Below are 24487 nucleotides of genomic sequence, written 5' to 3'. Positions count from 1 at the left end.
TTACCCGGGGTTGGCCGCGCCGTCGTTGACGGAAGCATGGCTGCTGGACCAGATGTCACCCATCTCCTCGGTGGACTGCTCCACAATCCGGCTCATGGCGGCATGCGCGGCGGCTGCCTGGCCCCGCTGGATGGCGCTGGCCACATCCACGTGCATCTGCAGTGCCTCATGGTCCGGAAGATGGGGCATCAGGCCGTGCTGGGTCCGCCCCGCCAGCACTTCCGCCACGAGTTTATGCAGCTGCGAAAACATCAGGTTGCCGGAGGCGTTGAGGACAGCGGCATGGAATTCGATGTCCAGGCGCAGGAAATCTTCCTGGTCTCCCCGCTGCCCGGCGGCCCAAAGCCGGGCTGCCATGGAAACAAGGTCGCTGGCCTGGTCGAGTGAAGCGCGCTCGGCCGCGAGCCGGGCGGCCTGCGGCTCAATGGCGCCGCGCAGTTCATTCAGGGACCGCAACTGCTCCAGCCGCTTGGCCGAGGCCAGCCGCCACCGGATCACCTGGGGGTCATAGAGGTTCCAGCTGGCTTCCGGCTGAACCACCGTTCCCAGTCGGCGGCGCGATTCCAGCATGCCCATCGACGACAGGACACGGGTGGCCTCCCGGATCACGGAGCGGGACACCTTGTGCTGCGCCTCCAGCTCATCCAAGCGCAGGATCGAATTCGGGGCCAGCGTTCCCTCGGCAATGGCGAGCCCCAGGTTCTCGACCAGCGATGAATGCAGGTCCGGGGACAACGCCGCCTTTGGGATGGTCATGAATAAATCATATGGGGCATGGCAAGGTCTTGTATATGTCTGCCTTATTTGTTTATGCTCGCTGAACACAACAGACGTAACGAGGCGTCTGTCACCCGCCCGCGAAGCTGCGGGCCTGAAGGCAAAGGAAGTCGTAATGAAGCGGCATTCAATTGTGAAGTACGCGGCAATTGCCGCAGCGATGTCGCTGGGGCTGACCGCCTGCAGCGGCGGCGGAGGCGGCAGCGACCAGGCCAAGCAGTCCGGCACCGTCCGTGTCACCCTAGCCAACCACGTGTGGACCGAGGGCATCAAGGCCGCGATTCCGGAATTCGAGAAGTCCAGCGGGCTCAAGGTGGAGCTGACCCAGCTCGGCGAGGACCAGCTCTCTGACCAGTACAACGTCAAGCTCAACGCAGGCAGCGACGAGATCGACGTGATGATGTACCGCCCGCTGCAGGAAGGCAAGGCTTTTGCCAAGAACGCTTACCTTGCGGACCTGACCAAGAACGTCTCATCGGACTCGGGCTGGGACTGGAAGGATTACCAGGAGGGCCCGGTCAAGGCCACCACCGTTGACGGCAAGGTGGTTGGTGTTCCGATCATCACCGAGCGCGAAGTCCTGTACTACCGCAAGGACCTGCTGCAGGCCGCAGGCCTCCAGGTCCCCAAGACCATGGAGGAACTGGAAGCGGCGGCCAAGGCCATCAAGGCGTCCTCCCCTGACACCGCAGGCTTCGTGGCCCGCACCGGCAAGTCCGCCGCGGTGACCCAGTTCTCCAGCTTCCTGTACAGCTTTGGCGGCGACTTCATGGACTCCAGCGGCAAGGCCTCTGTCAACACCGACGCCGCCAAGAAGGCCTACGCCTACTACGGCGGCCTGATCCGCAACTACGGTCCCGCCAACGTCAGCACGGACATGAGCTGGCCCGAGGCGATGGCCATCTTCACCCAGGGCGGTGCCGCCTTCTACACGGAGGCAGATTCGCTCTACAAGAACGCCACAGACCCCGCCAAGTCCAAGGTTGCGGACAAGGTTGGATTCGCTGCGCTGCCTGCAGGTCCCGCCGGTTCCAAGCCGTACAACATCCCCTCCTGGGCGCTGGGCGTGAACCAGAACTCCAGCAACCAGGACAACGCCTGGAAGTTCATCCAGTGGGCAACCAGCAAGGAACGCACCCTGGCAGCCCAGAAGGCCGGCGTCCCGGGCCCGCGCACCTCCGTCTGGTCCAACCCTGACGGAACCTCCACCTACCCGAAGGACCTTGCCGACGCGATCTCCGGCAGCGCCAAGAACGGCGTGGGCCATGACCGGCCCGAGGTTGTCACCGTAGGCAAGGCACGCGAAATCGTGGGTGCCCCGATTGTCGCCACCATCACCGGCGGGGACGCCGCCGCAGCGGCAAACGACGCCCAGACTGCTTTCCAGACCTTCCTGGACAGCGAAAAGAAGTAGGACACAGGGCGCCTATCGCGCACCAACATCCCGCCGGGACGGCCCATGGCCGTCCCGGCGCGGCCCACTTCACCCCCAAACTCCTTAGGTGAACCATGTCTGTATTGAACCCTCCCCGCAGCGCCCGCACCCGCCGGCCCGGTGGCCCCGCCGGTGCCGGGGGGAACTTTTCCGCCTGGGCCAACCGGCACCGAAAGTGGCTCTTCGCGGCACCGGCAATGATCTTCGTCGGCGTGCTGATCATCTTTCCGCTGGCCTGGACCGTGTACCTCAGCCTCACCGACTCCCAGGGATCCGTGCGGGCCGCAACGGAGTTCATCGGGCTGCAGAACTACATCACGGTCCTCAGCGATACCGAGCGTTTCTGGCCCGCCGTGGGCCGCACCCTTTCCTTCACTGGCGTCGCACTGGCCTTCGAAGTGGTGCTGGGCATGGGCGTGGCGCTGCTTCTGTGGCGGCCCTTCCGGGGTGAAAAGTGGGTCCGGGTGGCCATCCTGCTGCCGCTCGTGGCCACGCCCGTGGCGGTGGGCATGATGTGGCGGCTGATCTTCGATCCCAACATCGGCTTCGTCAACCAGCTCCTGGGCATGGTGGGCATTCCGCCCCAGCCGTGGCTGTCCGGCCAGGACACCGCCCTGGGCACCACCATCTTCATGGACGTGTGGCAGTGGACCCCCATGGTGGTCCTGATCCTGCTGGCCGGGCTGACCTCGCTGTCCGACGAACCGGACGAGGCCGCCCGCGTGGACGGCGCCAACGCCTTCCAGCGGTTCTTCTACATCACGCTGCCCCTCATGATGCCCACCGTGATCGTGGCCATCCTGCTGCGCGGCATCGATGCACTGAAGACCTTCGACATCCTTTACGCCACCAAGGGCAAGGGCGGCGGCTCGTTCCACGAAGTGGAGACGCTGAACGTCTACGCCTACGGACTCAGCTTCGACTACAACCAGTACGGGCTTTCCTCGGCGGTGCTGATCCTGTTCTTCATGATCATCATCGGCTCCATGTGGCTGCTCACCATGCGCAAGAAAGCGGTAAGCAAATGACCGTCATGACAGATTCCGCCGCCACCGCCGCGGACCGCCGGCCCCCGCGCCGCCGTAAGCCCCTGGCCACGCGCGCCTACAAGGTGTTCCGGGTCGTCGCCCTCATCCTTGTGGTGCTGTTCCTGCTTGCGCCGCTCTTCTGGATGCTGCTGGCATCGCTGAAGACCAACGTGGATATCTACGACACCGGCAAGGCGTTCCTGTTCTCGCCCACCATCGAGAACTACGCCAATGTGCTGCAGCGCAACAACTACTTCGTGTTCATCTTCAACAGCTTCTGGGTTGCCTTCGTCTCCACCGCGTTGTCAATCGTCCTCGGCGTCCCGGCTGCCTACGCCATGAGCCGGTTCACCATGCACCGCTCGGCGCTGGTGGTCCTGATGGCCCGTGTCATTCCCGGCGTCTCACTCCTGGTGCCTTGGTACTACGTCTTCTCCAACCTGCGGATGGTGGGGAAGTTCGAGGTGCTGATCCTCAGCCACATGTTCGTGGCCCTCCCGCTGATCGTGTACATCATGATGAGCTACTTCGACTCGCTGCCCCTGGAGCTGGAGGAATCAGCCGAAGTGGACGGGCTTACGCCGATCGGTGCGTTCCGGCTGATCACGCTTCCGCTGGCGGTGTCCGGCATCGCCACAGCCGGCATCCTGTCCTTTATCTTCTCCTGGAACAACTTCATGTTCGCGCTGGTGCTCTCCGGCTCCAAGACCAAGACCCTGCCGGTGGCGATCTTCGACTTCGTCTCCTACGCCAGCATCGACTGGGGCGGGCTGATGGCCGCGGCGACTGTTGTCACCATCCCCATCATGATCATTGCGCTCTTCACGCAGAAGTACATCGTCTCCGGCCTGACCGCCGGCGCCACCAAGGGTTAGGACCGCGGCGTGACCGTCATCAGCCGGATCGAAACATTCCTTGTTCCACCCCGCTGGCTCTTTGTCCGGGTCGAGACCGAAAGCGGCATCGTGGGGTGGGGCGAGGCCACCTGCGAGGGACGCAGCGAGACGGTGCGCGCCGCCGTCGGGCAACTCTCGGAGCTGCTCATCGGACGGGACGCCCTCCGGATCGAAGACCACTGGCAGGTGATGACCAAGGGGTCCTTCTACCGGGGCGGACCCATCCTTGCCAGTGCCGTCTCCGGCCTGGACCAGGCGCTGTGGGACATCGCGGGCAAGCACTTCAACACTCCGGTGCACCAACTGCTGGGCGGCCACGTCCGCGACCGCATCCGGATGTACGGCTGGGTGGGCGGCGACGAGCCGAACGAGGTGGCGGACCAGATCAGCGCCCAGCTGGACGTGGGCCTCACTGCCGTCAAAATGAACGCCAGCGGACGGATGAGCCCGGTGGCGTCGGTGGCAGAGATCGACGGCGTCATCCGCCGTGTTGCCGCGGCCCGGCAGGTCCTGGGCGACCACCGGGACGTCGCCGTCGACTTCCACGGCCGGTTCAGCCTGGCCAACGCCAGGCGGGTGGCCCCGTTGCTGGAACCCTTCCGGCCCTTCTTCCTCGAAGAGCCCGTGGTGCCGGAAAACACCCACCTGCTCCGGGAATTCACCGCGTCCACCACCACCCCGGTGTCCACGGGGGAGCGGCTGTACAGCCGGCAGGAGTTCCTGCCGGCGCTGCAGGCGGGCATCGCGGTGGCCCAGCCGGACCTCTCCCATGCCGGCGGCATCACCGAGGTCCGGAAGATCGCGGCCCTGGCCGAGGTCTACGAAGTCCAGCTGGCACCGCACTGCCCGCTGGGACCGCTGGCGCTGGCCGCCTGCCTCCAGGTGGGCTTCGCCACGCCCAACTTCCTCATCCAGGAACAAAGCATCGGCATCCACTACAACCAGGGCGCCGAAGTCCTGGACTACGTGGTGGACAAGACGCCGTTCAAGTTCGTAAGCGGCCACATCGAGCGTCTCACCGGGCCCGGACTGGGCATCGAAATCGACGAGGCCGTGGTGCGGGCAGCGGACAAGCGCGGCCATGCCTGGCGCGGACCTGTGTGGCGCCACCCCGACGGATCCTTCGCAGAATGGTGAATCCCATGACATCCCAAAATCCAGCCGTCACCTCCGCCGGCCTGCTGGCCGGCATCCGGCAGTCGCGGCTTGTCGGCATTGTCCGCGGGAACGACGGCGGTGCTGCCGCCAAGGCGGCGCTGGCCGCCATGGAGGAAGGCTTCCGGTACGTGGAGATCGCCCTCACCACGCCCAACGCGCTGGAGGCAATCCGCGAGGTCCGCGCGGCTGCGCCGGCCGGCTGCCTGGTGGGCGCCGGCACCGTCCTGAGCGAGGCCGACGTCGAACACGTCACCGCTGCCGGCGGCCAGTTCATCGTCACCCCCTCCCTTGCCCCCTCCATCAGCGAGGCGGCCAGTGCCGGCATCCCGGTCCTGGCCGGGGCGCTGACGCCCAGCGAGGCGTACGACGCGATGGAACGCGGTGCCACCGCCATCAAGCTTTTCCCGGCATCGATCGGCGGGCCCGGCTACCTGAAGGCAGTCCGCGATCCCTTCCCGGACATCCCCTTCATCGCCGTGGGCGGCGTGGGCCTCGGCGAGGCGGCCGGGTACTGGGAAGCCGGGGCGATCGCCGTCGGCCTGGGCGGTCCGCTGTTCGGCAGCGCAGCCTCCGGCGGCGACCTCACGGAAATGCGGGAACGTGCCCGCAGCTTCCTGGCCCTTGCGGCCGAATTTGCTGCCCGTGCCGGAACCGGGACCCCTTCATGAGCGTTTGCCTGCTGACCTTCGGCGAGTCCATGGTCTCACTCCGCGCCGGCGGCCCCCTGGCGAACGGCGGCACCCTGAACATGCAGGTGGCGGGGGCAGAATCGAACGTTGCCATCGGCGTCGCGCGGCTTGGCCACAGCGCTGCCTGGGCCGGGACGGTGGGCGCGGACCCGCACGGCGAGTTCATCCTTAAGCAACTGCGCGGCGAAGGCGTCCAGCTGCACCACACCGTGCATGCGGACCGGAGCACCGGGGTGATGTTCCTGGAGCAGCGCACCGCCGACCTCAGCCGGGCCTTCTACTACCGCGCCGGATCGGCGGGAGCCACCATCTCCCGCGGCCAGGTTGCTGCGGCCCTGGATGGCGGAACACGGATCCTGCACCTGACCGGCATCACTCCGGCACTCAGTCCAGAAGCGCGGGACGCGGTGGAGTACGCCGCGGAACGGGCAGCGGCTGAAGGGCTGGTGGTATCCCTGGACGTGAACTACCGGAGCAAGCTCTGGTCCCGCGACCAGGCGAGGGCCGTGCTCGGCCCCCTGGCCCGGCACGCCACCATCGTCATAGCGTCCGACGACGAACTCGACCTGGTTGCCGTCCCGCAGGACGGAAACGGGGAGGCGACGCCCCCGGCCGATGAGGTCCGTGCGGCCGCGCACCTGTTGGACTTGGGGGTCAGCGAAGTGGTGGTGAAGCGAGGCGCCGCGGGGGCCGCGGTCCATACAGCCGACGGCCTTCTTGAAGCTCCGGCCATCCCGGTGACGTGCGTGGACACCGTTGGGGCCGGGGACGCGTTCACCGCCGGTTACCTTTCCGCCCTGCTCGACGGCGAAGACGTCGCCGGCCGCCTCAAGCGCGGCATCCTCGCCGGCGCCTTCGCCGTCAGCACGCGCGGCGATTGGGAGGGCCTGCCCCGCCGCGAAGAACTCGCCCTGCTCGACTCCGCCAGGGGCAGTACCCAGCGCTGAGAAACTGCCCACCCCAACGGGAAATTCCCATCTACCCAAAGCCCCTACCCGAAAGCCAGCTGTGAAGATTATTGCCGCCGATGTGTTTGTGACCAGCCCCACCCGGAATTTTGTGACCCTCCGGATCACCACGGACGACGGCGTGACCGGCATTGGCGACGCCACCCTGAACGGGCGCGAGCTCGCCGTCGCCGCCTACCTGAAGGAACATGTGGCGCAGTTGCTCATTGGCAAGGATSCGCACCGGATTGAGGATACGTGGCAGTTCCTGTACCGGAGTGCGTATTGGCGGCGGGGTCCGGTGACGATGGCGGCGATCGCTGCGGTGGATATGGCGNCGCACCGGATTGAGGATACGTGGCAGTTCCTGTACCGGAGTGCGTATTGGCGGCGGGGTCCGGTGACGATGGCGGCGATCGCTGCGGTGGATATGGCGTTGTGGGATATCAAGGGCAAGGTGGCCGGGTTGCCGGTGTACCAGTTGCTGGGTGGTGCGTCGCGGAACGGGTTGCGGGCGTATGGGCATGCTTCGGGTGCGGATATTGAGTCGTTGTTTGATTCGGTGCGGGAGCATCTGGAGTTGGGGTACAAGTCGATCCGGATCCAGACGGCGATCCCGGGGATCAAGGCCGTGTATGGGGTGGCGGCGCAGGCGCAGGCKTCGGGGGAGCGGTATGACTATGAGCCGGCCGGGCGGGGTGCGTTCCCGCAGGAGGAGGACTGGGATACCCGGGCGTAYCTGCGGCACCTGCCCACGGTCTTTGAGGCGGTGCGGAACGAGTTCGGCCCGGAGATCCCGTTGCTGCATGACGGGCATCACCGGATGACGCCGATCCAGGCGGCGAAGCTGGGCAAGGCGYTGGAGCCGTATGACTTGTTCTGGTTGGAGGACTGCACGCCGGCGGAGAACCAGGAGGGGCTGCGCCTGGTGCGGCAGCACACCACCACGCCGTTGGCGATCGGGGAGATCTTCAATACGGTGTTTGACTTCCAGACGCTGATCAAGGAGCAGTTGATTGATTATGTGCGGGCGGCGTCCACGCAYTTCGGTGGGATCAGTCCGTTGAAGAAGGTGATGGATTTCGCGGCGCAGTACCAGATCAAGTCCGGTTTCCACGGTCCGACSGATATWTCCCCGGTGGGGTTCGCGGCGCAGCTGCACGTGGGGTTGGCGATCCATAACTAYGGGATCCAGGAGTACATGCAGCACTCGGCCAAGACCAACGAGGTCTTYGAGCAGTCCATGACGTTCGTGGAYGGGTACCTGCACCCGGGCGACAAGCCGGGCATCGGCGTCGAATTCAACGAAGAAGCCGCCGCGGCCTACCCCTACCAGCAGGCCTACCTGCCCTACAACCGNCGTTCGTGGATGGGTACCTGCACCCGGGCGACAAGCCGGGCATCGGCGTCGAATTCAACGAAGAAGCCGCCGCGGCCTACCCCTACCAGCAGGCCTACCTGCCCTACAACCGSCTCGTCGACGGCACCGTCCACGACTGGTAAGACCGCCACGACTGGTGAGACCGCCACGACTGGTAAGGCGGGCCGGGCAAGCCGCTGCTTGCGGGGGCGCCCTAACCCTTGAGCCGGAAGGCCCGGTTCTCCCCGGCGAGTTCGGGGGCGAGCCGGGCTACCGTCTCCTCCGCGTAGGAGGCAGCCCCCTCCATCAGTGAGTTGTAGAGGGTGACGAAAATCCGGCGCGCCTCGAACAGTGGAAAATCGTGGGGCAACAGGTCCGGAGGCAAGCCCGGGTCCTCCCAGGGGAAAGCGCGCCACGCATCCATCACCTCGGTCCTCAGCCGGAAGGCCTCCTCCCCGCTCAGGCGCTGGGCGTCAAGGGTCTGGGCCTTCCCACGGTAGGCATCGATAAAGGGTGCGTACTGCCCGCGGAGTTCGTCCAGGTCCCAGGCCTCGATCAACGGCCGGCCGCGTAGTTCCTCCTCAGGCGTGCGGAAGATGGCATAGTTGTCCACGCCCAGATGCCGGCAGGAGTCCTCCAGATCCTGCACCGTGTCCCACGCGGAAACCCAGACCGCGCCGTACAGCGGAGCGAAACCAAGCCACTTGAGCCGGCTGCGGAGCAGGTCACGCACCTCCCTGGAGCTTTCGGGAACGGTGAAGGCCATGACAGTCCACATTCTGTCCCACCGGCGGTCCTCGGAACCGAAACCACTGACCTGGCCCACACCCACGTCGAGGCGGGCCTGGGCTTCCGGCGTGAAGCGGTAACGGGACGTTCGTCCCGCGTTCGACTGTTCCAGCACCCCGCGTCCGGCCAGGCGGCTCAGCGCCGTAGAGGCGGCCGACGCGCTGATGCCCAGTGCTCCCGCCAGGGCCACGATCAGTCGCGAGGGCAGCCATCCGGTGTACTCCCGCCAATAGTCCGCCATCATCGTCACCACCAGGTGCTGGGAAGCGGATCCCTTCAACGGCCGCGGAAAATTGACCTGCTCGGCGGCAACGCGGTGTACGGCGGGGTCGCCGGAGTGGACGTGGAGGTTGCTGGTCACGGTCCATCTTCTCAGGCGTAGAGGGAACGGCAAATTGAATCTTGCAGTTTTCTTGACGGCCGTTGCAATAAGCGCATAACATCTATCCAAGTGATCCGGCCCACACCCCGCGCCGGTAGCTTTTCCCGCCGCAGGAGCGAGTCAGGCCCTGCTTCAAAACTTTCCAGGAGATCCGCAATGACCGCAGGTCCCGGTCCGCTGACGCCGTTGTCACCGGACACCGTTTCCGTCCCCGCCACAGCTTCCAAGGGCAACGCCAACGCCCGCCGTGCCGCTGCCGCAAGCTTCATTGGCAGCACCCTCGAGTACTACGACTTCTTCATCTACGGCTCTGCTTCGGCGTTGATATTCAACAAAATCTTCTTTCCCGGCATCGACCCATCCCTGGGCATGGTCCTTTCCATGGCCACCATCGGCATCGGCTACGTGGTGCGGCCCCTGGCCGCCGGCGTGATTGGCCACTTTGGTGACCGCATAGGCCGCCGCCAGATGCTGGTCCTGACCCTGGTCCTCATGGGAGTCGCCACGTTCCTGATCGGCTGCCTTCCGCCCGTGTCGGTGATCGGCGCCGCCGCCCCGATCCTGCTGGTACTCCTGCGCGCACTGCAGGGGGCTTCGGCCGCCGGCGAGTCCGTGGGTGCCGTGACCATGACCATGGAACACGCCCCTACCCACAGGAGGGCCTTCTACGCCAGCTGGGTCAACACGGGAGCGGTGGCCGGCATCATGCTGGCGTCGCTCGCGTTCCTTGCGGTATCGCTGCTGCCGCAGGACGATTTGCTCGCATGGGGATGGCGCCTGCCGTTCCTTGCCAGCATCCTGGTTGTCGTGGTGGGCCTGTACATCAGGCTCCGCCTCCCGGAATCGGAAGTGTTCGAGGCCGCCAAGGAATCTGCGGCCGGCCAGGAACTGCCCATCAAGGTGGTCCTGCGCGACCATTGGGCCACCATCCTCAAGGTGATCCTGTTCGGTCTCTGGAGCGTCGTTTCCTCGGTGTTCGCGGCCTTCGGTCTTGCCTACGCCGGCAAGCTCGGAGTCCCCGCGGCCGTCATGCTCACCGTCACTATCGTCACCGCGGCCCTGGGCATCGTCGTCCAGCCGTACGCAGGCATCCTGGCCGACCGGATCGGACGTAAACCGGTGTTCATCACCGGCAACATCGTCTGCGCGGCGTCGGTGTTCGCGTTCTTCTGGTCGATCAGCGCTGGCTCCATCCCGCTGATCTTTGCCACGGCCATCCTCTTCATGACCGTCGGCTACGGCATGGTCAACCCGCTTGGCCCATCCATGACCGCGGAAATGTTCGAAACCAGGATCCGCTACACCGGAGCTGCCACTGCCTCCCAGCTGGGGCTCGTCGTCACCGGCTTTGCTCCCGCCATTGCCGCCGCCATCGTCCAGCCCGGCCCTGACGGGTGGCTGCCCGTTGCCTTCTTCACGGCCGCCTGCTGCCTCGTCTCCGCCGTCGTGACCGCCGTGTGGGTCAAGGAGACCTACCGGACCCGGACCGAAGACCTCGGCAAGCGGCCCGTCCAGGCCGCCTGAGCACCAAACCAGCCCCCCAAAGAAAGGCATCCGCGTGCGCTACCCGGTCGTCGTCGAAGGCGATGTTGAAGCAACCATGACCGACGGAACCATCCTCCGGTCCACCGTCTACCGGCCGGACTCGCCCGGCAGCACCTTCCCGGTGCTGCTCACGCGCACGCCCTACGGGCGGGACCTGGCGGTCAACTCGGCGTACTTCAATCCGCTGACCGTTGCGGCGGCCGGGTACGTGGTGGTGATGCAGGACTGCCGCGGCAGGTTCGGCTCGGACGGCAGGTTTGAGCCTTCGGTCAATGAAGCGTCCGACGGCGCCACAACAGTGGAGTGGGCCGCGCGCCTTCCGTGGTCCAACGGCAGGGTGGGCATGTGGGGCCGGTCCTACTTCGCGGAAACCCAGTGGCGTGCCGCCCGGCAGTCCCCGGCAGCGCTCAAGGCACTGGCGCCGGGGGTCTCGGCGGGCGGCAACGCCAACAACGGTGCGCTGTACAGGGGCGGTGCCCATGAGCTGGGCAGCCGCCTGGCCTGGGGGCACGCCTCGATTTCCCTGAATGAAGTGATGCGGGAACATGCTGACGATCCCGAGCGGCGCGCGAAGGAGCTCCAGGAATGGCTTGCCCTGGACACTGGATTTGCCGATGGTTCCTGCTACGGAGTCCTCCCGCTGCGGGACCTGGAACCTAGGCTGGGCACCTTCCTTCGCAACGAGGTCACCCCGTCCGCGGGGGAGGGGCCGGGGAGTGATTTCTGCCGGTTGTGGGATGCTGCTTCCGATGCAGCGGTGCCGCTGCCAACGCTGCACATCGGCGGCTGGTTCGATATCTTCGCCCCCAACACGCTGGAACAGTACCGCCGCCAGGCGGTCCTCAGCAAGACCTTCCCCGGCATTGAACCCCGCCTCATCCTGGGCCCCTGGACACACACCAACCTCACGGGCGGGTACCCGGACATCCACTTCGGCGCAGCCGCGTCCTCCGGCATCGTCGATGGCCGCGGAGATCTGTCGTCCCTCCACACGGCCTGGTTCGACGCCGTCCTCAAGGAGGACGGAGCGGCCATCGCCGCGGTCCCCAAGGTGCTGCTGTATTTCCTGGGCGAGAACCGCTGGCGCGGCTTTGATGAACTGCCGGTTCCCGCCGGGCAGAGGTCGTGGTTCCTTTCCGCCGAGGGGGACCTGCTGGACCAGGCGGGTGCGGACGGAAACGTTGAGTACGCCTACGACCCCCTGGATCCCGTGCCCACTACGGGCGGGGCCACCATGCTCGCCGGCGCCTTTCCCGCGGGTCCGGCGCGGCAGGACGCCGTCGAGGCGCGCACCGACGTCGCCGTCTTCACCACGGAGCCCTTCACCGAAACCACCACCATCTTCGGTGCCGTCACCGCCACCTTGTTTGCATCTTCCAGTGCCGTGGACACGGACTGGGTGGTCCGGCTTTGCAGGGTGTCAGCGGACGGGGTTTCCCTGGGGATTGCCGACGGGATCGTCCGGGCGTCCTGGCGCGATGCCTATGCGGAAACCGGGCTGTTCGAGGAAGGACATCCGCCGTCTCCCATCGAGCCAGGCCAGGTCTACGAGTACACCATCAGCCTTTGGGAGACGGCTCTGACTCTCGCCCCCGGGGAGCGCCTGCGCGTCCAGGTCACGTCGAGCTGCCACCCGCGCTGGGACCGCAACCTCAACACCGGCAAACTGGCCTACGAATCGGGAGTTGCCGTGACCGCCAACCAGCGTATCCACGTTGGCGCCTCCCACCCCAGCCGCCTGACAGTGGGCCTGCTGTGAGCGCACCTTTACGGCCGCGCCTGGAGTTCCTGACGGAGCTGAACGTAACGGTGGAAACACCCATTGATGTTGGGCCCGCCCCCACCGGCCACCGCAGGATCATACCGATCACCGGCGGAACGATGACGGGGCTCGCCCTCCGCGGCACGGTGCTGCCCGGCGGCGCGGATTTCCAGACCCTGCACAGCCCGGAACTCACCGAGCTTGATGCCCGCTACGTTGTCGAGGCGGAGGACGGGGCATTGATCCACGTGCACAACAGCGCCGTCCGGCACGGCTCAGCGGCCGATATCGCACGGCTGAACCGCGGTGAACCAGTGGATCCGGCCGCCATCTACTTCCGGTGTTCACTCCGGTTCTCCACGGCGTCCAGGGAATGGTCGTGGCTCAACCACGTGGTTGCCGTCGGTACCGGCGAGCGGTACCAGGACGCAGTGAGGATCGCCGTCTTCATCGTCCGCTGACGCCGTTACGGAAGGGTTGTCGTCCCCGGGCTCCATTCCTGCTCCGCGCCCCACAGCGGTTTCCCGAATGCACCCCGGCGGGGATGGCAGGCAGATGCGTGTGGACTAAACACGCCACCTGGCAAGGGCTTCCCGTTGACCCCGCCGTCACCCGGTGTGAGGATGGCGCCATGAATGAGGTTTCGGCCTTTTATACCGGCCCCGGTCAGCTTTTGGCGGCCATCAGTTCTGCCCTGGATGCGGCCGGCGTGGACCGTTCGGCGCTGCGGCCGGCCGACCTCGGTGCTGTCGACGAATTCCATATCCGTGGACGCAGGGCGACGCTGGAAATCATCGAAGCGCTCGGCCTTACTGCAGATTCCCAAGTGCTCGATCTCGGAAGCGGATTGGGCGGCCCCGCCCGGACGCTCGCCGAGATGACGGGGTGCACGGTGACAGGGGTGGACCTGACACCGGAGTTCTGCCAGGTAGCGACGGCGCTTTCGGAGTGGACAGGCTTGTCCGGCCGCACCCGCTTCCACGTTGGGGACGCCACAGCCACCGGCCTTCCGGACGAGTCTGTGGATGCTGCGATGACAGTGCATGTGGCGATGAACATCCCGGACAAGCACGCGCTGTATGCCGAGGCCTTCCGGGTCCTGCGGCCGGGCGGCAGGTTGGTGGTTTACGACGTGCTGCAGGGTGAAGGCGGGGAGGTGCATTACCCGGTGCCGTGGGCCGCTGACCCCTCAACGAGCTTTCCCGCGACCCTGGAGGACATGCGCCGTCTCCTCCCTTCGGCAGGTTTCGACGTCATCTCGGAGGTCGACTCCTCGGACGAAAGCCTTTCCTGGTTCCAGCACATGCGTGCCAAAATCCAGCGGGAAGGGCCAGCACCGGTGACCTTCGCGACCTTCCTTGGCGACAGCTTCGCACAGATGGCAGCCAACCAGGTGGCCAACCTCGCCGAGCGGCGCATCCGGACGGTCATGTTCGTGTGCTCGCGGCCGTGACTTGCGTGCGGGGCTCTGGCGCCCGGGTCTCATAGGTTCCGGCGGCCTTCAGCCTTTACTCGTAGCCGTGTGGTGCGGGGCTCCAGCCTTTGTGCGGTCCCTCGAAACCCTAGGGTTTCGAGGCAACTTTGTGTGTAGCGTATAGGGCACCTCCACCGGGCAGTTTTGCGGGCGGGTCTTACGGGAATCTGGGAACCCTTGAACGCCGGGAATTTTGACGCGGGCTATTGGGCCTTGAATGGCGGTCGGTGGAGGACCGGCTAACGGGCGCCTCCAACCGCTTTCCCGATTGTGAGAAGGTCGGCGAGGTGCTCATGGACATCAAGTTGGATTTTCCGACAACGGAGATCTAGCGAGGAGCATTTCTTCCGATATAGAGAAGATGTCCCGCAGTCCCGAGGAGGCTGGGGTCCGTTGCGGTGGCCTTCAAGACTTCGAGTGTCGAAACGTAGGCGTCGGGGTCTTCGCTTCTGAGGTTTTCGATTTGGTCTTCCAACCCTGTGGCGAACCCATGGGTGGACGCGACGATCTCTGTTATCAGCCCTGCTTCCTCGAAGGACTTTGCGGCCTTGGATGGTTCCACACCGTATCCTTCGGTGAAGCGGCCAGGAATGGGATTGTCGTAGGTGCCGCGGCTGAGTAGTGCTTCCACGAAGGACGCTTCGGCCATTCTGTGTCGTTCATCCCGGATAGAGAGGGTCCGGCGTAGCAGGGCGTACTTGGACATTAGAGCAACGGCGATTGTTCCCCCGGGCATGGTGACGCGCATGAGCTCCTCAAGAGCCTTCCGCCGGTCGGCTGCAGAGGTTAGGTGATAGAACGGGCCCAGAGCGATTGTCGAATCAAAGGTGTTGTCCGACCAACGGGAAAGATCGCGGACATCCGCCTCAACGATTTCCCGGATCCGATCTTCACCGAACTCCGCCCGCGCTATGTCGAGGAGGTTAGGCGAAAGGTCTGCCAATGTGGCTTGATAGCCCATGTCGCATAGCCAGCGGCTGTAGCGGCCAGGGCCCCCGCCAATATCCAGTACACGCCCCGATTCCGGCATTGTCTTCGCTAGAAAGTGAGTGGTGAGTTCAAACTCAATGCGGCCCTGGGGCGTCTCTAGCCGCTCCCACTCTCGCCGATCGAAACTCGCGTAATAGCCTCTTGTTCCCCCAAGGTCAGTCATCCGCCGACTATGGCATGCAGAGTTGTCGGCCGATTGAGATGAATCCGTTTGCCGGGAAGAAGAACCTTGTCTTCTGATCCTCTCTAGGAACAGATTGCAATGATCTTGCGGTTAGTCAATGTATTTCCAGGAGTCCGGTGGACGATCCCTCACCGAACATCGCTCACTCGTCCTTCTCAGCCTCCGCATGACTCTTAAGTGAGGGGGTCGGCCCGCCCGTCTCCTCCGGCACGTCGCTTCGGGCTTGACCGTCCTGAACGAAAGTAATCCTAATTTGGCTCCCCCGCTCAAGGAACGACCCGGCAGACGGATCTTGGGAAGTCACCCAGAACAGCCCTGGCCACGTACGCGAACGGAGCCCCGGCCCGTCAGGGTCCCCGGACGCGAGACCAAACCCAATGTTCGCCGCCATCTCTTGGGCAATGTGCACAGGCTGCCCAACCAGATCGGGAACAGCCAGCTTCTGACGATCATCCATCTCTGCAACTCCTTTGAGCCTGACCAGCTAGAACGGTGAAACCAACCTTCTTCGTCACCAAAATACTGCCGGTGGTCAGGCGGGCCTGGCCAACGCGATTTCTTGGTTCCAAAAGCGCGCTGGGTGCCCTTTGGAGGATCCTTCAGCGGACGCTCGGATGACGTGTACTGCATAGGCGGTGACTAGGCGGCTCTGCCGTGGGGACCCGGCGTTTGACGGGAGGCGTCAGGGGATTCTGAGTCGTCCGAGACCTCGTCGAAGAAACGTCGGGGTCGTGGTAGCCACAGCGGGACGATGAGAATTACAGAAATCCAGGCAGCTGCCTACTCCGCCGCGCCCCACAGTGCCTTGCGGAGCAGCCGCTTCAGTTCCTGCGACTCCTCCCCGGACAGCACGGCCAGCTGGTTCAGTTCGGCCGCGTCCATGGCGGTGCGGGCCTTCGCGTGCATCTTCCGCCCCTCGGCAGTGGAGACGATGATCTTGGCGCGCCGGTCCTGCTTGCCCTGCGCCCGTTCCACCAGGCCGCGGCGTTCCAGATCGTCCACGAGGGTGACCACCTGGCTCGGGTCCAGGCTGAGGAAGTCGGCAAGCTCCCGCTGCGTCGGCTCCAGCCCGCTGCACGCCAGTGTCAGGACTGAGAAGGAGCGCTCCCGCAGGCCGAAGTCCGCCAGTGCCCTGTTGTTCAGGACCGAGCCTGCGGCATGCAGCTTCGCAAGCAGCAGTCCCACGTCACTGCCGATCCTGGCTGCCGCAAGGCGCGGGGTCTGAACGTCTGTGCCCAAGGTGGCCATCACAACTCCGGTACTGGTAAAAAACAATCGTTGACTTTTTCAATGATCCGTAATTTCATTGAATCCAACAAGGATCTCACACCGCAGTGGGACCACCCCAACGGCTTCGGCCGGCGCATGCGAAGGAGCAGGCCATGAGCTTGAACGGCAAAGTTGCAATCGTTACCGGGAGCGGGCAGGGCCTCGGCCTCGCCTACGCAAGGGAACTGGCCCGCCAGGGTGCCGCCGTCGTTATCAATGACGTGAACGCTGAAACCGCCGCGCAGGCCGTGGCCCGGATCGAGGCCGACGGAGGCCGGGCCACCGCTGTGGTGGTTCCGGTGGGAACCACGGACGCGGCCAAGGCCCTGGTGGCCGGCGCCGTCGACGCGTTCGGGCGGCTGGACATCCTGGTCACCAACGCCGGGATCCTGCGGGACAAGTCCCTGCTGAAGATGACTGACGAGGACTTCGACCTGGTCATCAACGTGCACCTCAAGGGCACCTTCACCTGCGTCCGGGAGGCGTTTGGCTACTTCAAGGAAAACAACGTGCAGGGACGCATCGTCACCATCGGTTCCCCCACGGGCCAGCGCGGCAACTTCGGCCAGACCAACTATGCTGCGGCGAAGGCCGGGATCGTGGGCATGGTCCGCACCTGGGCGCTGGAAATGAAGAAGGCGGGCGTGACGGTCAACAGCGTCATTCCGGTGGCCGCCACCGCCATGACCAAGACCGTGCCGTACTTCCAGAAGGCAGTGGAGGCGGACGAGCGTGGCGAGGCCATGCCGTCCTTCTTCCGCCATGACCTCGGCTTTGGAACGGCCGACGACGTCTCCGGACTGGTTGCCTTCCTCGCCTCCGACGAGGCAGCCAACATCACCGGCCAGGCCATCGGCGCCGGCGGTGACCGTCTGCAGGTCTGGACCCACCCGGAAGCGGCCACCACGGAATACCGCGACGGCGGCTGGACCTATGAGGCCCTGCTGGACAACGCCGGCCAGCTGTTCAACCGGGACACGCTGCAGGGCTACGGCGAGGAATTCCTGCCGCTGCCTGCAGAACTGCAGCCCGAACCGGTCCAGGCGCGCTGATCATGGCAGACCGATACGAACTGGGCATCGACCCCGCCAAACTCGAGGCGATCGACATGCACGTACACCTCGAGGTGGACAGCTGCGGGCACGGGTCGCTGCCTGAGGCATTGACCGAAGCATCGGCCAAGTACTTCAAGGCTGAAGACCGCACCCCGTCCCTGGACCGTATCGCCGAGGTCTACCGCGGACTGAACATGGCCGCCGTCGTCTTCACCGTGGACGCCCGCACCCAGCTCAAGCATGAGCCCAACAGCATCCCCGAACTCATCGCCGGCGCCGCCCGGAACAACGACGTACTGATTCCGTTCGGCAGTGTCGACCCGCGCACGGGTGAGGACGCCATCGCCGGGGCCAAGCACCAGGCGGTGGAGCTCGGTGCCCGCGGCTTCAAGTTCCACCCGTCCCTCCAGGGCTTCGACCCCTCGAACGAGCGCTTCTACCCCCTGTGGGGGACGCTCCAGGAACTGGGCCTGCCCGCCATCTTCCATACCGGCCAAAACGGCATGGGAGCGGGCCTGCCCGGCGGGTATGGCATCAAGCTCGCTTACTCCAACCCGTTGCTGCTGGACGCCGTGGCCGCCGATTTCCCGGGCCTGCAGATCATCATGGCCCACCCGTCGGTGCCGTGGCAGGACGAGGCAAACTCCATCGCCACGCACAAGGCCAACGTCTTCATCGACCTCTCCGGCTGGTCGCCCAAGTACTTCCCGGAGTCGCTGGTCAAGGCCTCCAACTCCTACCTTCAGGACAAGGTGCTGTTTGGCACCGACTTCCCGCTGATCACCCCGCAGAAATGGCTGGGAGCGTTCGCCGACCTCCCGCTGAAGGACGAGGTCCGGCCCAAGATCCTCAAGGGCAACGCGGTCCGCCTGCTCGGGCTGGGCGGCTGACATGGGCACGCTGACGACGGCGGATGCCGCCCTGGGTGCCCGGCTTTACGAAGCAGCGGATTGGTACGACGCCGAGTCCCTGCTCACGCTCGAGGAGCGCCAGGTCCTGTCCCGGCTGCGGTCATTCCTGGACGCGGAAGCCAGGCCGCTCCTGGCCGAATACTGGGAACGCGGCGAGTTTCCCGAACAGCTGGCGCGGCCGCTGATCGACCTGGACCTGATGGAACCGGCCGGGCTCACGGCGGACGGACCCGCACGGGGCATCTACCAGGGCTTCCGGATCTTTGAACTTGCCCGCACCGACGCGTCCCTGGCCACCTGGTACACCGCCCAGGCCGGCCTGTTCCGGACGGCCATCCGCGTGGGTGCCTCGGCGGAACAGCAGGCCGAATGGATGCCCAGGGTCATCGACTTCTCGCTCAAGGGCGTCTTCTCGCTGACCGAACCCGGGTCCGGTTCGGACATCGCCGGCGGACTGTCCACCACCGCCCGGCGGCAGGCTGACGGCAGCTGGGTCCTTGACGGCGCCAAGCGCTGGATCGGGGGCGCAGCCACCGCGGACGTCCTGGCCGTGTTCGCCCGGGACGCCGCGGACGGGCAGGTCAAGGCCTTCCTCGTGGACCGCGCCGCGGACGGAATCACGCTGGAAAAGATCCACGGAAAGACGTCGCTCAGGATGATGCAGAACGCCCACATCACCCTCACCGGTGTCCGCGTCCCTGAGTCGATGCGCCTGCAGAACGTGAACTCCTTCAGGGACGTCGCGGCAATGCTCCGGGCCATGCGCTCGGATGTGGCCTGGATCGCCACCGGCATCGCCGCCGGCGCGTTCGAGGCCGCGCTGGCCTACGTCAACGAACGCCGGCAGTTCGGACGCACCCTTGGTTCCTTCCAGCTGGTCCAGGAAAAACTGGCCCGCATGCTGGGGAACGTCACCGCCGCCCTGTCCCTGGTGGTCCGGCTTACCGAGCAGCAGGCCAAAGGCATCTACCGTGACCAGGACTCTGCTTTGGCAAAGATGCAGACGTCCCTTTTCATGCGTGACACCGTAGCCCTTGCCCGCGAGGTGGTGGGCGGCAACGGCATCACGCTGGCCACGGATGTGGCCCGCTTCCACGCCGACGCCGAAGCCGTCTACTCCTACGAGGGCACCCACGAGATCAACGCCCTCATCATCGGCCGCGCCCTCACGGGCGAAAGCGCCTTCACCCGCTGAACCACCCACCCGCTGAACCTAACTTCCACACTCGAAGAAACAACTGCCAGGAGGCAACGATGCCCAATCTCGTCGTCGATTTCGACACCCTGCTCACCCTGTCCGGCAAGGACCTCGGCACCACCGACTACCGCCAGATCACCCAGGAACAAATCAACCTCTTCGCCGACGCCACCGACGATCAGCAGTGGATCCACACCGATCCCGAACGCGCCAAGGACGGCCCGTTCGGCGCCCCGATCGCCCATGGCTTCCTGACGCTGTCGCTGATCATCCCGTTCTGGGGCGAGCTGTTCGACGTGGACGGCGTCACCACCAAGGTCAACTACGGCCTGGACAAAGTCCGCTTCACCTCCCCGGTGACGGTCGGCTCCAAGGTCCGCATGCAGGCCACCATCGCCGAGGTCACCGAGGTCAAGGGCGGTGCCCAGATCAAGGTCAACGCCACCATCGAAATCGAAGGCCAGGAACGCCCCGCCGTCGTCGCCGAATTCCTCGCCCGCTTCTACAAGTAGGCCGCACTACCGGCAGTAACCCCTTCACCACGCCGGCGGCACCACACGGCGCCGCCTCTTCAGGCAACCCCAAAATCCCCTTCCCTCCGTACCCCATTCCCCAAACCCTAGGAACAGCCATGTCCGGACACACCACGCTCGCACCCGCGGGCACGGCCGCCAAGCGCAAGGAAGCGCGCACGGTCATCCTGTCCAGCTATCTGGGCAGCACCATCGAGTTCTACGACTTCCTGCTGTACGCCACGGCCGCAGCGGTGGCCTTCCCCAAGGTCTTCTTCGCCGGCACGGACGAATGGGTGGGCGTGGTGGCGGCCTACGCCACCTTCGCCGCCGGGTACGTGGCCAGGCCGCTGGGCGGCATCATCTTCGGCCACTTCGGTGACAAGGTGGGCCGCAAGGGAATGCTGATCATCTCCATGGCCATGATGGGCATCGCCTCCACCCTCATCGGCCTGATTCCCGGCGCCGGCGTCATCGGGCCGTGGGGCGCCGTGATCCTGGTGCTCCTGCGCGTCTGCCAGGGCATCGCCGTCGGCGGTGAATGGGGCGGTGCCGCGCTCATGGCCCTGGAGCACGCCGACCCCAGGCGGCGCGGTTTCGCCGCCTCCTTCGTCAACGCCGGCGCCCCCACCGGCGCCGTGCTGGGCACCGTGGTAATGGGCATCTTCTCGGCATTGCCGCAGGACGCGTTCCTGGCCTGGGGGTGGCGGGTGCCGTTCCTGCTGTCCTTCGTGCTGCTGATCGTGGGCATGTTTGTCCGCCTGCGGGTCTCGGAGAGCCCCATCTTCGCCGAGGCCGTGGCCAAGGAAGAGGCCCAGGCAACCACCAAGCGCAAGATCCCGCTGCTTGAGGTGCTGCGCCGGCCCAAGGCCCTGATCATGATCATGTTCGCCGGCGCCGCCGGGTTCGGGCTGCAGGTGGTACTGCCCACGTTCTCAGTGACGTATGCCGTGTCCAAGGGGGCGCCGCAGCAGGGCGTGCTTTACGCCTTCGCCGGAGCCTCGGCCATCTCCATCATCTTCGTCCTCCTGGGCGGCCGCCTGTCCGACCGTTTCGGCCGCAGGCCCGTGATGATTGCCGGACTGGCCCTGTTCATCGCGTACCTTTTCCCCATGTTCGGCATGCTGGGCTCCGGCAACGTCGGGCTTGTCTTCGTGGCCTTTACCGTGGCACTGGTCCTGCACTCATCCCTGTACGGGCCGCTGGCAGCCTTCGTCTCCGAACAGTTCGGCACCACGTCCCGCTACACCGGTGCCGCGGTGGGCTACCAGCTGGCCACCCTGATCGGGGCGGGTTTCACCCCCGGAATCCTGGCCGGGCTCTACAAGGACTCCGGCCAGAGCATCGTTCCCGTGGTGGTGTTCCTGTCCGTCATGGCCCTCGTCTCGATTGTCTTCATCGCCCTGACGCGCGAGTCTAAGAACAACGACCTCACCACGGTCCGTTAGGAGAACCATGGACAACAACGGAGTTGGATCCTGGCTGCACCGCCGCCGCCGGAAGTCAGGGGCCAAGGCAGCCATCCTGTCCGGAGCCCGCACGCTGAGCTATGAAGAGTTGGCCGACAGGACCGACCGCCTGGCCAGCGCGCTCCGGGACAGGGGAGTGGCAAAGGGCGACCGGGTGGCCTACCTGGGCGAGAACCACCCTTCCTTCGTGGAAACGTTCTTTGCCTGCGGCCTGCTCGGTGCCATCTTCGTGCCGCTCAACACCCGGCTGGCTCCGCCGGAACTGCAGTTCCAGCTGCAGGATTCCGGGGCCCGGCTCCTGGTCAACGCCGGCGCCCTGGAGGCGTCTGCCGCTGCTGCCCTGGAAGGTACGGGCGTCACCCACCGGCTGGTTGTAGCGGCCGACGGCGGGACGGAACCTTCCGCCGGCACCTCACCCGCCGCCGTCGTTCCCTGTGAGGTGGCACCCTACGAGGAGGCGCTGCAGGCTGCGGCACCGGATCCCGCCGACGTGCCGGTGGGGCACGATGACGCGGCGATGATCCTCTACACCTCCGGCACCACGGGCAAGCCCAAGGGTGCCCTGCTGACCCACGGGAACATCACGTGGAACTGCATCAACACCATCGTGGACATGGACCTGAACCGAAACGATGTGGCGCTGATGATCTCGCCGCTGTTCCATGTGGCATCGCTGGACATGGGCCTGCTGCCGATGCTGCTGAAGGGTGCCACCGTGGTGCTTGAGGCGAAGTTCGATCCCGCCAGGGTCCTGGAACTCATCCAGGAGCACAAGGTGACCACCCTTAACGGCGTGCCCACCACGTTCCAGCTCCTCTGCGAGCATCCGGGATGGGCCGCGGCGGACGTCAGCTCCCTGGACAAGCTCACCTGCGGCGGCTCCGCCATCCCCCGCCGCGTCCTGGATGCGTACGAGGACCGCGGCATCGGCTTCACCAGCTGCTACGGCATGACCGAAACAGCGCCGGGCGCCACCATGCTTCCAGTCGACAGGTCCCGGGACAAAGCGGGCTCGGCAGGCCTGCCGCACTTCTTCACGGACGTCCGGATCGCCGACCCGATGGGCGGTGCAGTGGCCCCGGGCGGGGTGGGGGAGATCCAGATCTCCGGCCCCAATGTGATCAAGGAGTACTGGAACCGGCCGGAGGCCACCGCCGCCAGCTACGCGGACGGGGCCTGGTTCCGCTCCGGGGACATGGGCTACCGGGACCAGGAAGGCTTCCTGTTCGTCTCGGACCGGCTCAAGGACATGATCATCTCCGGCGGGGAAAACATCTACCCGGCCGAGGTGGAAGCCGTGATCGCGGAGCACAGGGCTGTCAGCAGCGTGGCGGTCATCGGGGTTAGCGATGACAAATGGGGCGAGGTTCCCCAGGCGATCGTGACCCTGCGGGAGGGCGAATCGCTGACGGAGGAGCAGCTGCGCAGCTTCCTGGACGGCCGGCTGGCCCGGTACAAGATTCCCAAGTCGCTGGTGGTGGTGGCGGACATGCCCCGCACGGCCAGCGGCAAGATCCGCAAGATGGAGCTCCGCAAGCAGCTCTGAGCACCAAAACGGGGCAGGTGCCCGCTGGCCCGTATGGTTCCGCCGTTGTTACCGTTCACGGTCATCAATTGGCGGAACCATACCAGCCAGTGACAGCATGGTTGGATGCTTGAGGCAACTAAATCCCATAATTCCCCGGACGGGACACCCGTCAACCCTGCGCTGCAAGCGGAGAGCAAGATCGCACGCATCGCGGTGACGGTGTTCCCCATCCTGGTGGTGGCCGCAGGTGTCATCGGCTTCCTGCTCCCCGGGGTCTTCAAACCCATGGCGCCCAGCGTGCCCTACCTGCTGGGCATCATCATGTTCTGCATGGGCCTGACCCTGACTCCGCCGGACTTCGCCGCGGTGGCCAAGCGTCCGTGGGCGGTGGCACTGGGCATCGTTGCCCACTACATCATCATGCCCGGGGCCGGCTGGCTGATCGCCGGCGCCCTCAACCTCGAGCCCGAGCTGGCCGTCGGCGTCATCCTGGTGGGATGCGCACCCTCCGGTACGGCCTCCAACGTGATGGCGTTCCTGGCCAAGGGCGATGTTGCCCTCTCGGTGGCGGTGGCATCCGTCTCCACCCTGATCGCCCCGATCGTCACCCCGCTGCTGGTCCTGTTCCTGGCCGGTTCCTACCTCCAGATCGACGCCGCCGGCATGGTCCTGGACATCGTCAAGACCGTGCTGCTGCCGGTGGTGGCAGGCCTGCTCGCCCGGCTCTTCCTCAAGAAGCTCGTCGCAAAGGTGCTGCCCGCACTGCCGTGGGCGTCCGCCGTCGTGATCTCCCTGATCGTGGCCATCGTGGTGGCCGGCAGCGCCGGCAAGATCATCGGGGCCGGCGCCATTGTGTTCCTTGCCGTGGTGCTGCACAACGGCTTTGGCCTGGGCCTGGGCTACCTCGCCGGCAAAATCGGACGCCTGGACGACAAGGCGCGCCGAGCCCTCGCCTTCGAGGTGGGCATGCAGAACTCCGGCCTGGCGGCGACCCTGGCCACCGCCCACTTCAGCCCGCTGGCGGCGCTCCCGTCCGCCGTCTTCTCCCTGTGGCACAACATTTCCGGCGCCATCGTGGCTGCCTGGCTCGCCCGGCGCCCGCTGCAGGAAAAGCGGGCCTGACCAGCGC

General features: G+C 65.7%; 22 protein-coding genes and 2 pseudogenes. 19 read left to right on the top strand and 5 right to left on the bottom strand.

Annotated elements, in window-relative coordinates:
- Entirely contained in the window at positions 1-756 is a 756-nt protein-coding gene (locus ASG79_RS02700; protein WP_018770863.1) for a FadR/GntR family transcriptional regulator, read from the bottom strand.
- Positions 757-892: 136 nt separating this feature from the next.
- Between ASG79_RS02700 and ASG79_RS02695 the strand changes: the two genes are divergently transcribed.
- The 8 genes and pseudogenes from ASG79_RS02695 to manD all read left to right on the top strand — a co-directional run.
- A complete protein-coding gene (locus tag ASG79_RS02695; RefSeq protein WP_056388273.1) occupies positions 893-2191 on the top strand; it encodes an ABC transporter substrate-binding protein in 1299 nt (432 codons plus the stop codon).
- A 95-nt stretch (positions 2192-2286) separates the two neighbouring features.
- Entirely contained in the window at positions 2287-3240 is a 954-nt protein-coding gene (locus tag ASG79_RS02690; protein WP_186447807.1) for a carbohydrate ABC transporter permease, read from the top strand.
- Positions 3237-4115, top strand: a complete 879-nt coding sequence (locus ASG79_RS02685) for a carbohydrate ABC transporter permease (protein WP_018770860.1) — start codon at positions 3237-3239, stop codon at positions 4113-4115. Before ASG79_RS02690 ends, ASG79_RS02685 begins: the two co-directional genes overlap by 4 nt.
- A 9-nt stretch (positions 4116-4124) precedes the next feature.
- Positions 4125-5273, top strand: coding sequence for a galactonate dehydratase (gene dgoD, locus ASG79_RS02680; RefSeq protein ID WP_056388271.1), 1149 nt, complete (start codon positions 4125-4127; stop codon positions 5271-5273).
- 5 nt (positions 5274-5278) lie between these two features.
- Positions 5279-5962: a bifunctional 4-hydroxy-2-oxoglutarate aldolase/2-dehydro-3-deoxy-phosphogluconate aldolase gene (locus ASG79_RS02675; protein ID WP_056388596.1), complete on the top strand. Its 684-nt coding sequence runs from the start codon at positions 5279-5281 to the stop codon at positions 5960-5962.
- Positions 5959-6930 carry a sugar kinase gene (locus ASG79_RS02670; RefSeq protein WP_056388269.1) on the top strand — a complete coding sequence of 324 codons (972 nt, stop codon included), beginning with the start codon at positions 5959-5961 and terminating at the stop codon, positions 6928-6930. The genes ASG79_RS02675 and ASG79_RS02670 overlap by 4 nt, the downstream gene beginning before the upstream one ends.
- 61 nt (positions 6931-6991) lie before the next feature.
- Positions 6992-7267, top strand: a pseudogene (locus ASG79_RS23965) (bifunctional D-altronate/D-mannonate dehydratase); the annotation flags it as partial.
- Position 7268: 1 nt separating this feature from the next.
- Positions 7269-8289: pseudogene (gene manD / locus ASG79_RS02665) on the top strand (D-mannonate dehydratase ManD); the annotation flags it as partial.
- A 215-nt stretch (positions 8290-8504) separates the two neighbouring features.
- Here manD and ASG79_RS02660 read toward each other — a convergent pair.
- The gene (locus tag ASG79_RS02660) at positions 8505-9440 is read right to left on the bottom strand and encodes a PaaX family transcriptional regulator C-terminal domain-containing protein (protein ID WP_056388267.1); all 936 of its coding nucleotides are present in this window, start codon (positions 9438-9440) and stop codon (positions 8505-8507) included.
- Between the two features lie 177 nt (positions 9441-9617).
- On the opposite strand from ASG79_RS02660, the gene ASG79_RS02655 reads away from it, so the two are divergent.
- From ASG79_RS02655 to ASG79_RS02640, 4 genes are all read left to right on the top strand, one after another.
- The gene (locus ASG79_RS02655; protein WP_082581646.1) at positions 9618-10985 is read left to right on the top strand and encodes an MFS transporter; all 1368 of its coding nucleotides are present in this window, start codon (positions 9618-9620) and stop codon (positions 10983-10985) included.
- Positions 10986-11019: 34 nt separating this feature from the next.
- A complete protein-coding gene (locus tag ASG79_RS02650; protein WP_056388264.1) occupies positions 11020-12765 on the top strand; it encodes a CocE/NonD family hydrolase in 1746 nt (581 codons plus the stop codon).
- Positions 12762-13229: a DUF3237 domain-containing protein gene (locus tag ASG79_RS02645; RefSeq protein ID WP_056388262.1), complete on the top strand. Its 468-nt coding sequence runs from the start codon at positions 12762-12764 to the stop codon at positions 13227-13229. Before ASG79_RS02650 ends, ASG79_RS02645 begins: the two co-directional genes overlap by 4 nt.
- Positions 13230-13399: 170 nt before the next feature.
- The gene (locus ASG79_RS02640; protein WP_056388260.1) at positions 13400-14221 is read left to right on the top strand and encodes a class I SAM-dependent methyltransferase; all 822 of its coding nucleotides are present in this window, start codon (positions 13400-13402) and stop codon (positions 14219-14221) included.
- Between the two features lie 349 nt (positions 14222-14570).
- On the opposite strand, the gene ASG79_RS02635 is transcribed toward ASG79_RS02640, so the two are convergent.
- From ASG79_RS02635 to ASG79_RS02625, 3 genes are all read right to left on the bottom strand, one after another.
- Positions 14571-15395: a class I SAM-dependent methyltransferase gene (locus ASG79_RS02635; RefSeq protein WP_018772166.1), complete on the bottom strand. Its 825-nt coding sequence runs from the start codon at positions 15393-15395 to the stop codon at positions 14571-14573.
- A gap of 163 nt (positions 15396-15558) precedes the next feature.
- A complete protein-coding gene (locus ASG79_RS02630) occupies positions 15559-15873 on the bottom strand; it encodes a PASTA domain-containing protein (RefSeq protein WP_018772165.1) in 315 nt (104 codons plus the stop codon).
- Between the two features lie 323 nt (positions 15874-16196).
- Complete coding sequence (locus ASG79_RS02625; protein WP_056388259.1) at positions 16197-16664, bottom strand: MarR family winged helix-turn-helix transcriptional regulator; 468 nt, start codon at positions 16662-16664, stop codon at positions 16197-16199.
- A 134-nt stretch (positions 16665-16798) separates the two neighbouring features.
- On the opposite strand from ASG79_RS02625, the gene ASG79_RS02620 reads away from it, so the two are divergent.
- From ASG79_RS02620 to ASG79_RS02590, 7 genes are all read left to right on the top strand, one after another.
- Positions 16799-17737: an SDR family NAD(P)-dependent oxidoreductase gene (locus ASG79_RS02620; protein WP_056388257.1), complete on the top strand. Its 939-nt coding sequence runs from the start codon at positions 16799-16801 to the stop codon at positions 17735-17737.
- A 2-nt stretch (positions 17738-17739) separates the two neighbouring features.
- Positions 17740-18630 carry an amidohydrolase family protein gene (locus ASG79_RS02615; RefSeq protein ID WP_056388255.1) on the top strand — a complete coding sequence of 297 codons (891 nt, stop codon included), beginning with the start codon at positions 17740-17742 and terminating at the stop codon, positions 18628-18630.
- 1 nt (position 18631) lies between these two features.
- On the top strand, positions 18632-19846 hold the full coding sequence (locus ASG79_RS02610) for an acyl-CoA dehydrogenase family protein (RefSeq protein ID WP_056388253.1): 1215 nt from the start codon (positions 18632-18634) through the stop codon (positions 19844-19846).
- A gap of 59 nt (positions 19847-19905) precedes the next feature.
- Positions 19906-20361, top strand: a complete 456-nt coding sequence (locus tag ASG79_RS02605; RefSeq protein WP_018772160.1) for a MaoC family dehydratase — start codon at positions 19906-19908, stop codon at positions 20359-20361.
- Between the two features lie 119 nt (positions 20362-20480).
- The gene (locus ASG79_RS02600; protein WP_018772159.1) at positions 20481-21809 is read left to right on the top strand and encodes an MFS transporter; all 1329 of its coding nucleotides are present in this window, start codon (positions 20481-20483) and stop codon (positions 21807-21809) included.
- 7 nt (positions 21810-21816) lie between these two features.
- Complete coding sequence (gene menE, locus ASG79_RS02595; RefSeq protein ID WP_056388251.1) at positions 21817-23376, top strand: o-succinylbenzoate--CoA ligase; 1560 nt, start codon at positions 21817-21819, stop codon at positions 23374-23376.
- A gap of 105 nt (positions 23377-23481) precedes the next feature.
- A complete protein-coding gene (locus tag ASG79_RS02590; protein ID WP_056388250.1) occupies positions 23482-24480 on the top strand; it encodes a bile acid:sodium symporter family protein in 999 nt (332 codons plus the stop codon).
- Positions 24481-24487: the final 7 nt, after the last annotated feature.

The organism is Arthrobacter sp. Soil761 (genome assembly GCF_001428325.1).
Taxonomy (GTDB): Bacteria; Actinomycetota; Actinomycetes; order Actinomycetales; family Micrococcaceae; genus Arthrobacter.
This window is presented reverse-complemented; position numbering and strand designations above follow the sequence as displayed.

What these genes read in the sequence shown, in the direction of transcription:
- ASG79_RS02700 (WP_018770863.1), bottom strand. Translation starts at nt 756, where the DNA reads ATGACCATCCCAAAGGCGGCGTTGTCCCCGGACCTGCATTCATCGCTG.
- ASG79_RS02695 (WP_056388273.1), top strand. Translation starts at nt 893, where the DNA reads ATGAAGCGGCATTCAATTGTGAAGTACGCGGCAATTGCCGCAGCGATG.
- ASG79_RS02690 (WP_186447807.1), top strand. Translation starts at nt 2,287, where the DNA reads ATGTCTGTATTGAACCCTCCCCGCAGCGCCCGCACCCGCCGGCCCGGT.
- ASG79_RS02685 (WP_018770860.1), top strand. Translation starts at nt 3,237, where the DNA reads ATGACCGTCATGACAGATTCCGCCGCCACCGCCGCGGACCGCCGGCCC.
- ASG79_RS02675 (WP_056388596.1), top strand. Translation starts at nt 5,279, where the DNA reads ATGACATCCCAAAATCCAGCCGTCACCTCCGCCGGCCTGCTGGCCGGC.
- ASG79_RS02670 (WP_056388269.1), top strand. Translation starts at nt 5,959, where the DNA reads ATGAGCGTTTGCCTGCTGACCTTCGGCGAGTCCATGGTCTCACTCCGC.
- ASG79_RS02655 (WP_082581646.1), top strand. Translation starts at nt 9,618, where the DNA reads ATGACCGCAGGTCCCGGTCCGCTGACGCCGTTGTCACCGGACACCGTT.
- ASG79_RS02640 (WP_056388260.1), top strand. Translation starts at nt 13,400, where the DNA reads ATGAATGAGGTTTCGGCCTTTTATACCGGCCCCGGTCAGCTTTTGGCG.
- ASG79_RS02635 (WP_018772166.1), bottom strand. Translation starts at nt 15,395, where the DNA reads ATGACTGACCTTGGGGGAACAAGAGGCTATTACGCGAGTTTCGATCGG.
- ASG79_RS02630 (WP_018772165.1), bottom strand. Translation starts at nt 15,873, where the DNA reads ATGGATGATCGTCAGAAGCTGGCTGTTCCCGATCTGGTTGGGCAGCCT.
- ASG79_RS02625 (WP_056388259.1), bottom strand. Translation starts at nt 16,664, where the DNA reads ATGGCCACCTTGGGCACAGACGTTCAGACCCCGCGCCTTGCGGCAGCC.
- ASG79_RS02620 (WP_056388257.1), top strand. Translation starts at nt 16,799, where the DNA reads ATGAGCTTGAACGGCAAAGTTGCAATCGTTACCGGGAGCGGGCAGGGC.
- ASG79_RS02615 (WP_056388255.1), top strand. Translation starts at nt 17,740, where the DNA reads ATGGCAGACCGATACGAACTGGGCATCGACCCCGCCAAACTCGAGGCG.
- ASG79_RS02610 (WP_056388253.1), top strand. Translation starts at nt 18,632, where the DNA reads ATGGGCACGCTGACGACGGCGGATGCCGCCCTGGGTGCCCGGCTTTAC.
- ASG79_RS02605 (WP_018772160.1), top strand. Translation starts at nt 19,906, where the DNA reads ATGCCCAATCTCGTCGTCGATTTCGACACCCTGCTCACCCTGTCCGGC.
- ASG79_RS02600 (WP_018772159.1), top strand. Translation starts at nt 20,481, where the DNA reads ATGTCCGGACACACCACGCTCGCACCCGCGGGCACGGCCGCCAAGCGC.
- menE (WP_056388251.1), top strand. Translation starts at nt 21,817, where the DNA reads ATGGACAACAACGGAGTTGGATCCTGGCTGCACCGCCGCCGCCGGAAG.
- ASG79_RS02590 (WP_056388250.1), top strand. Translation starts at nt 23,482, where the DNA reads ATGCTTGAGGCAACTAAATCCCATAATTCCCCGGACGGGACACCCGTC.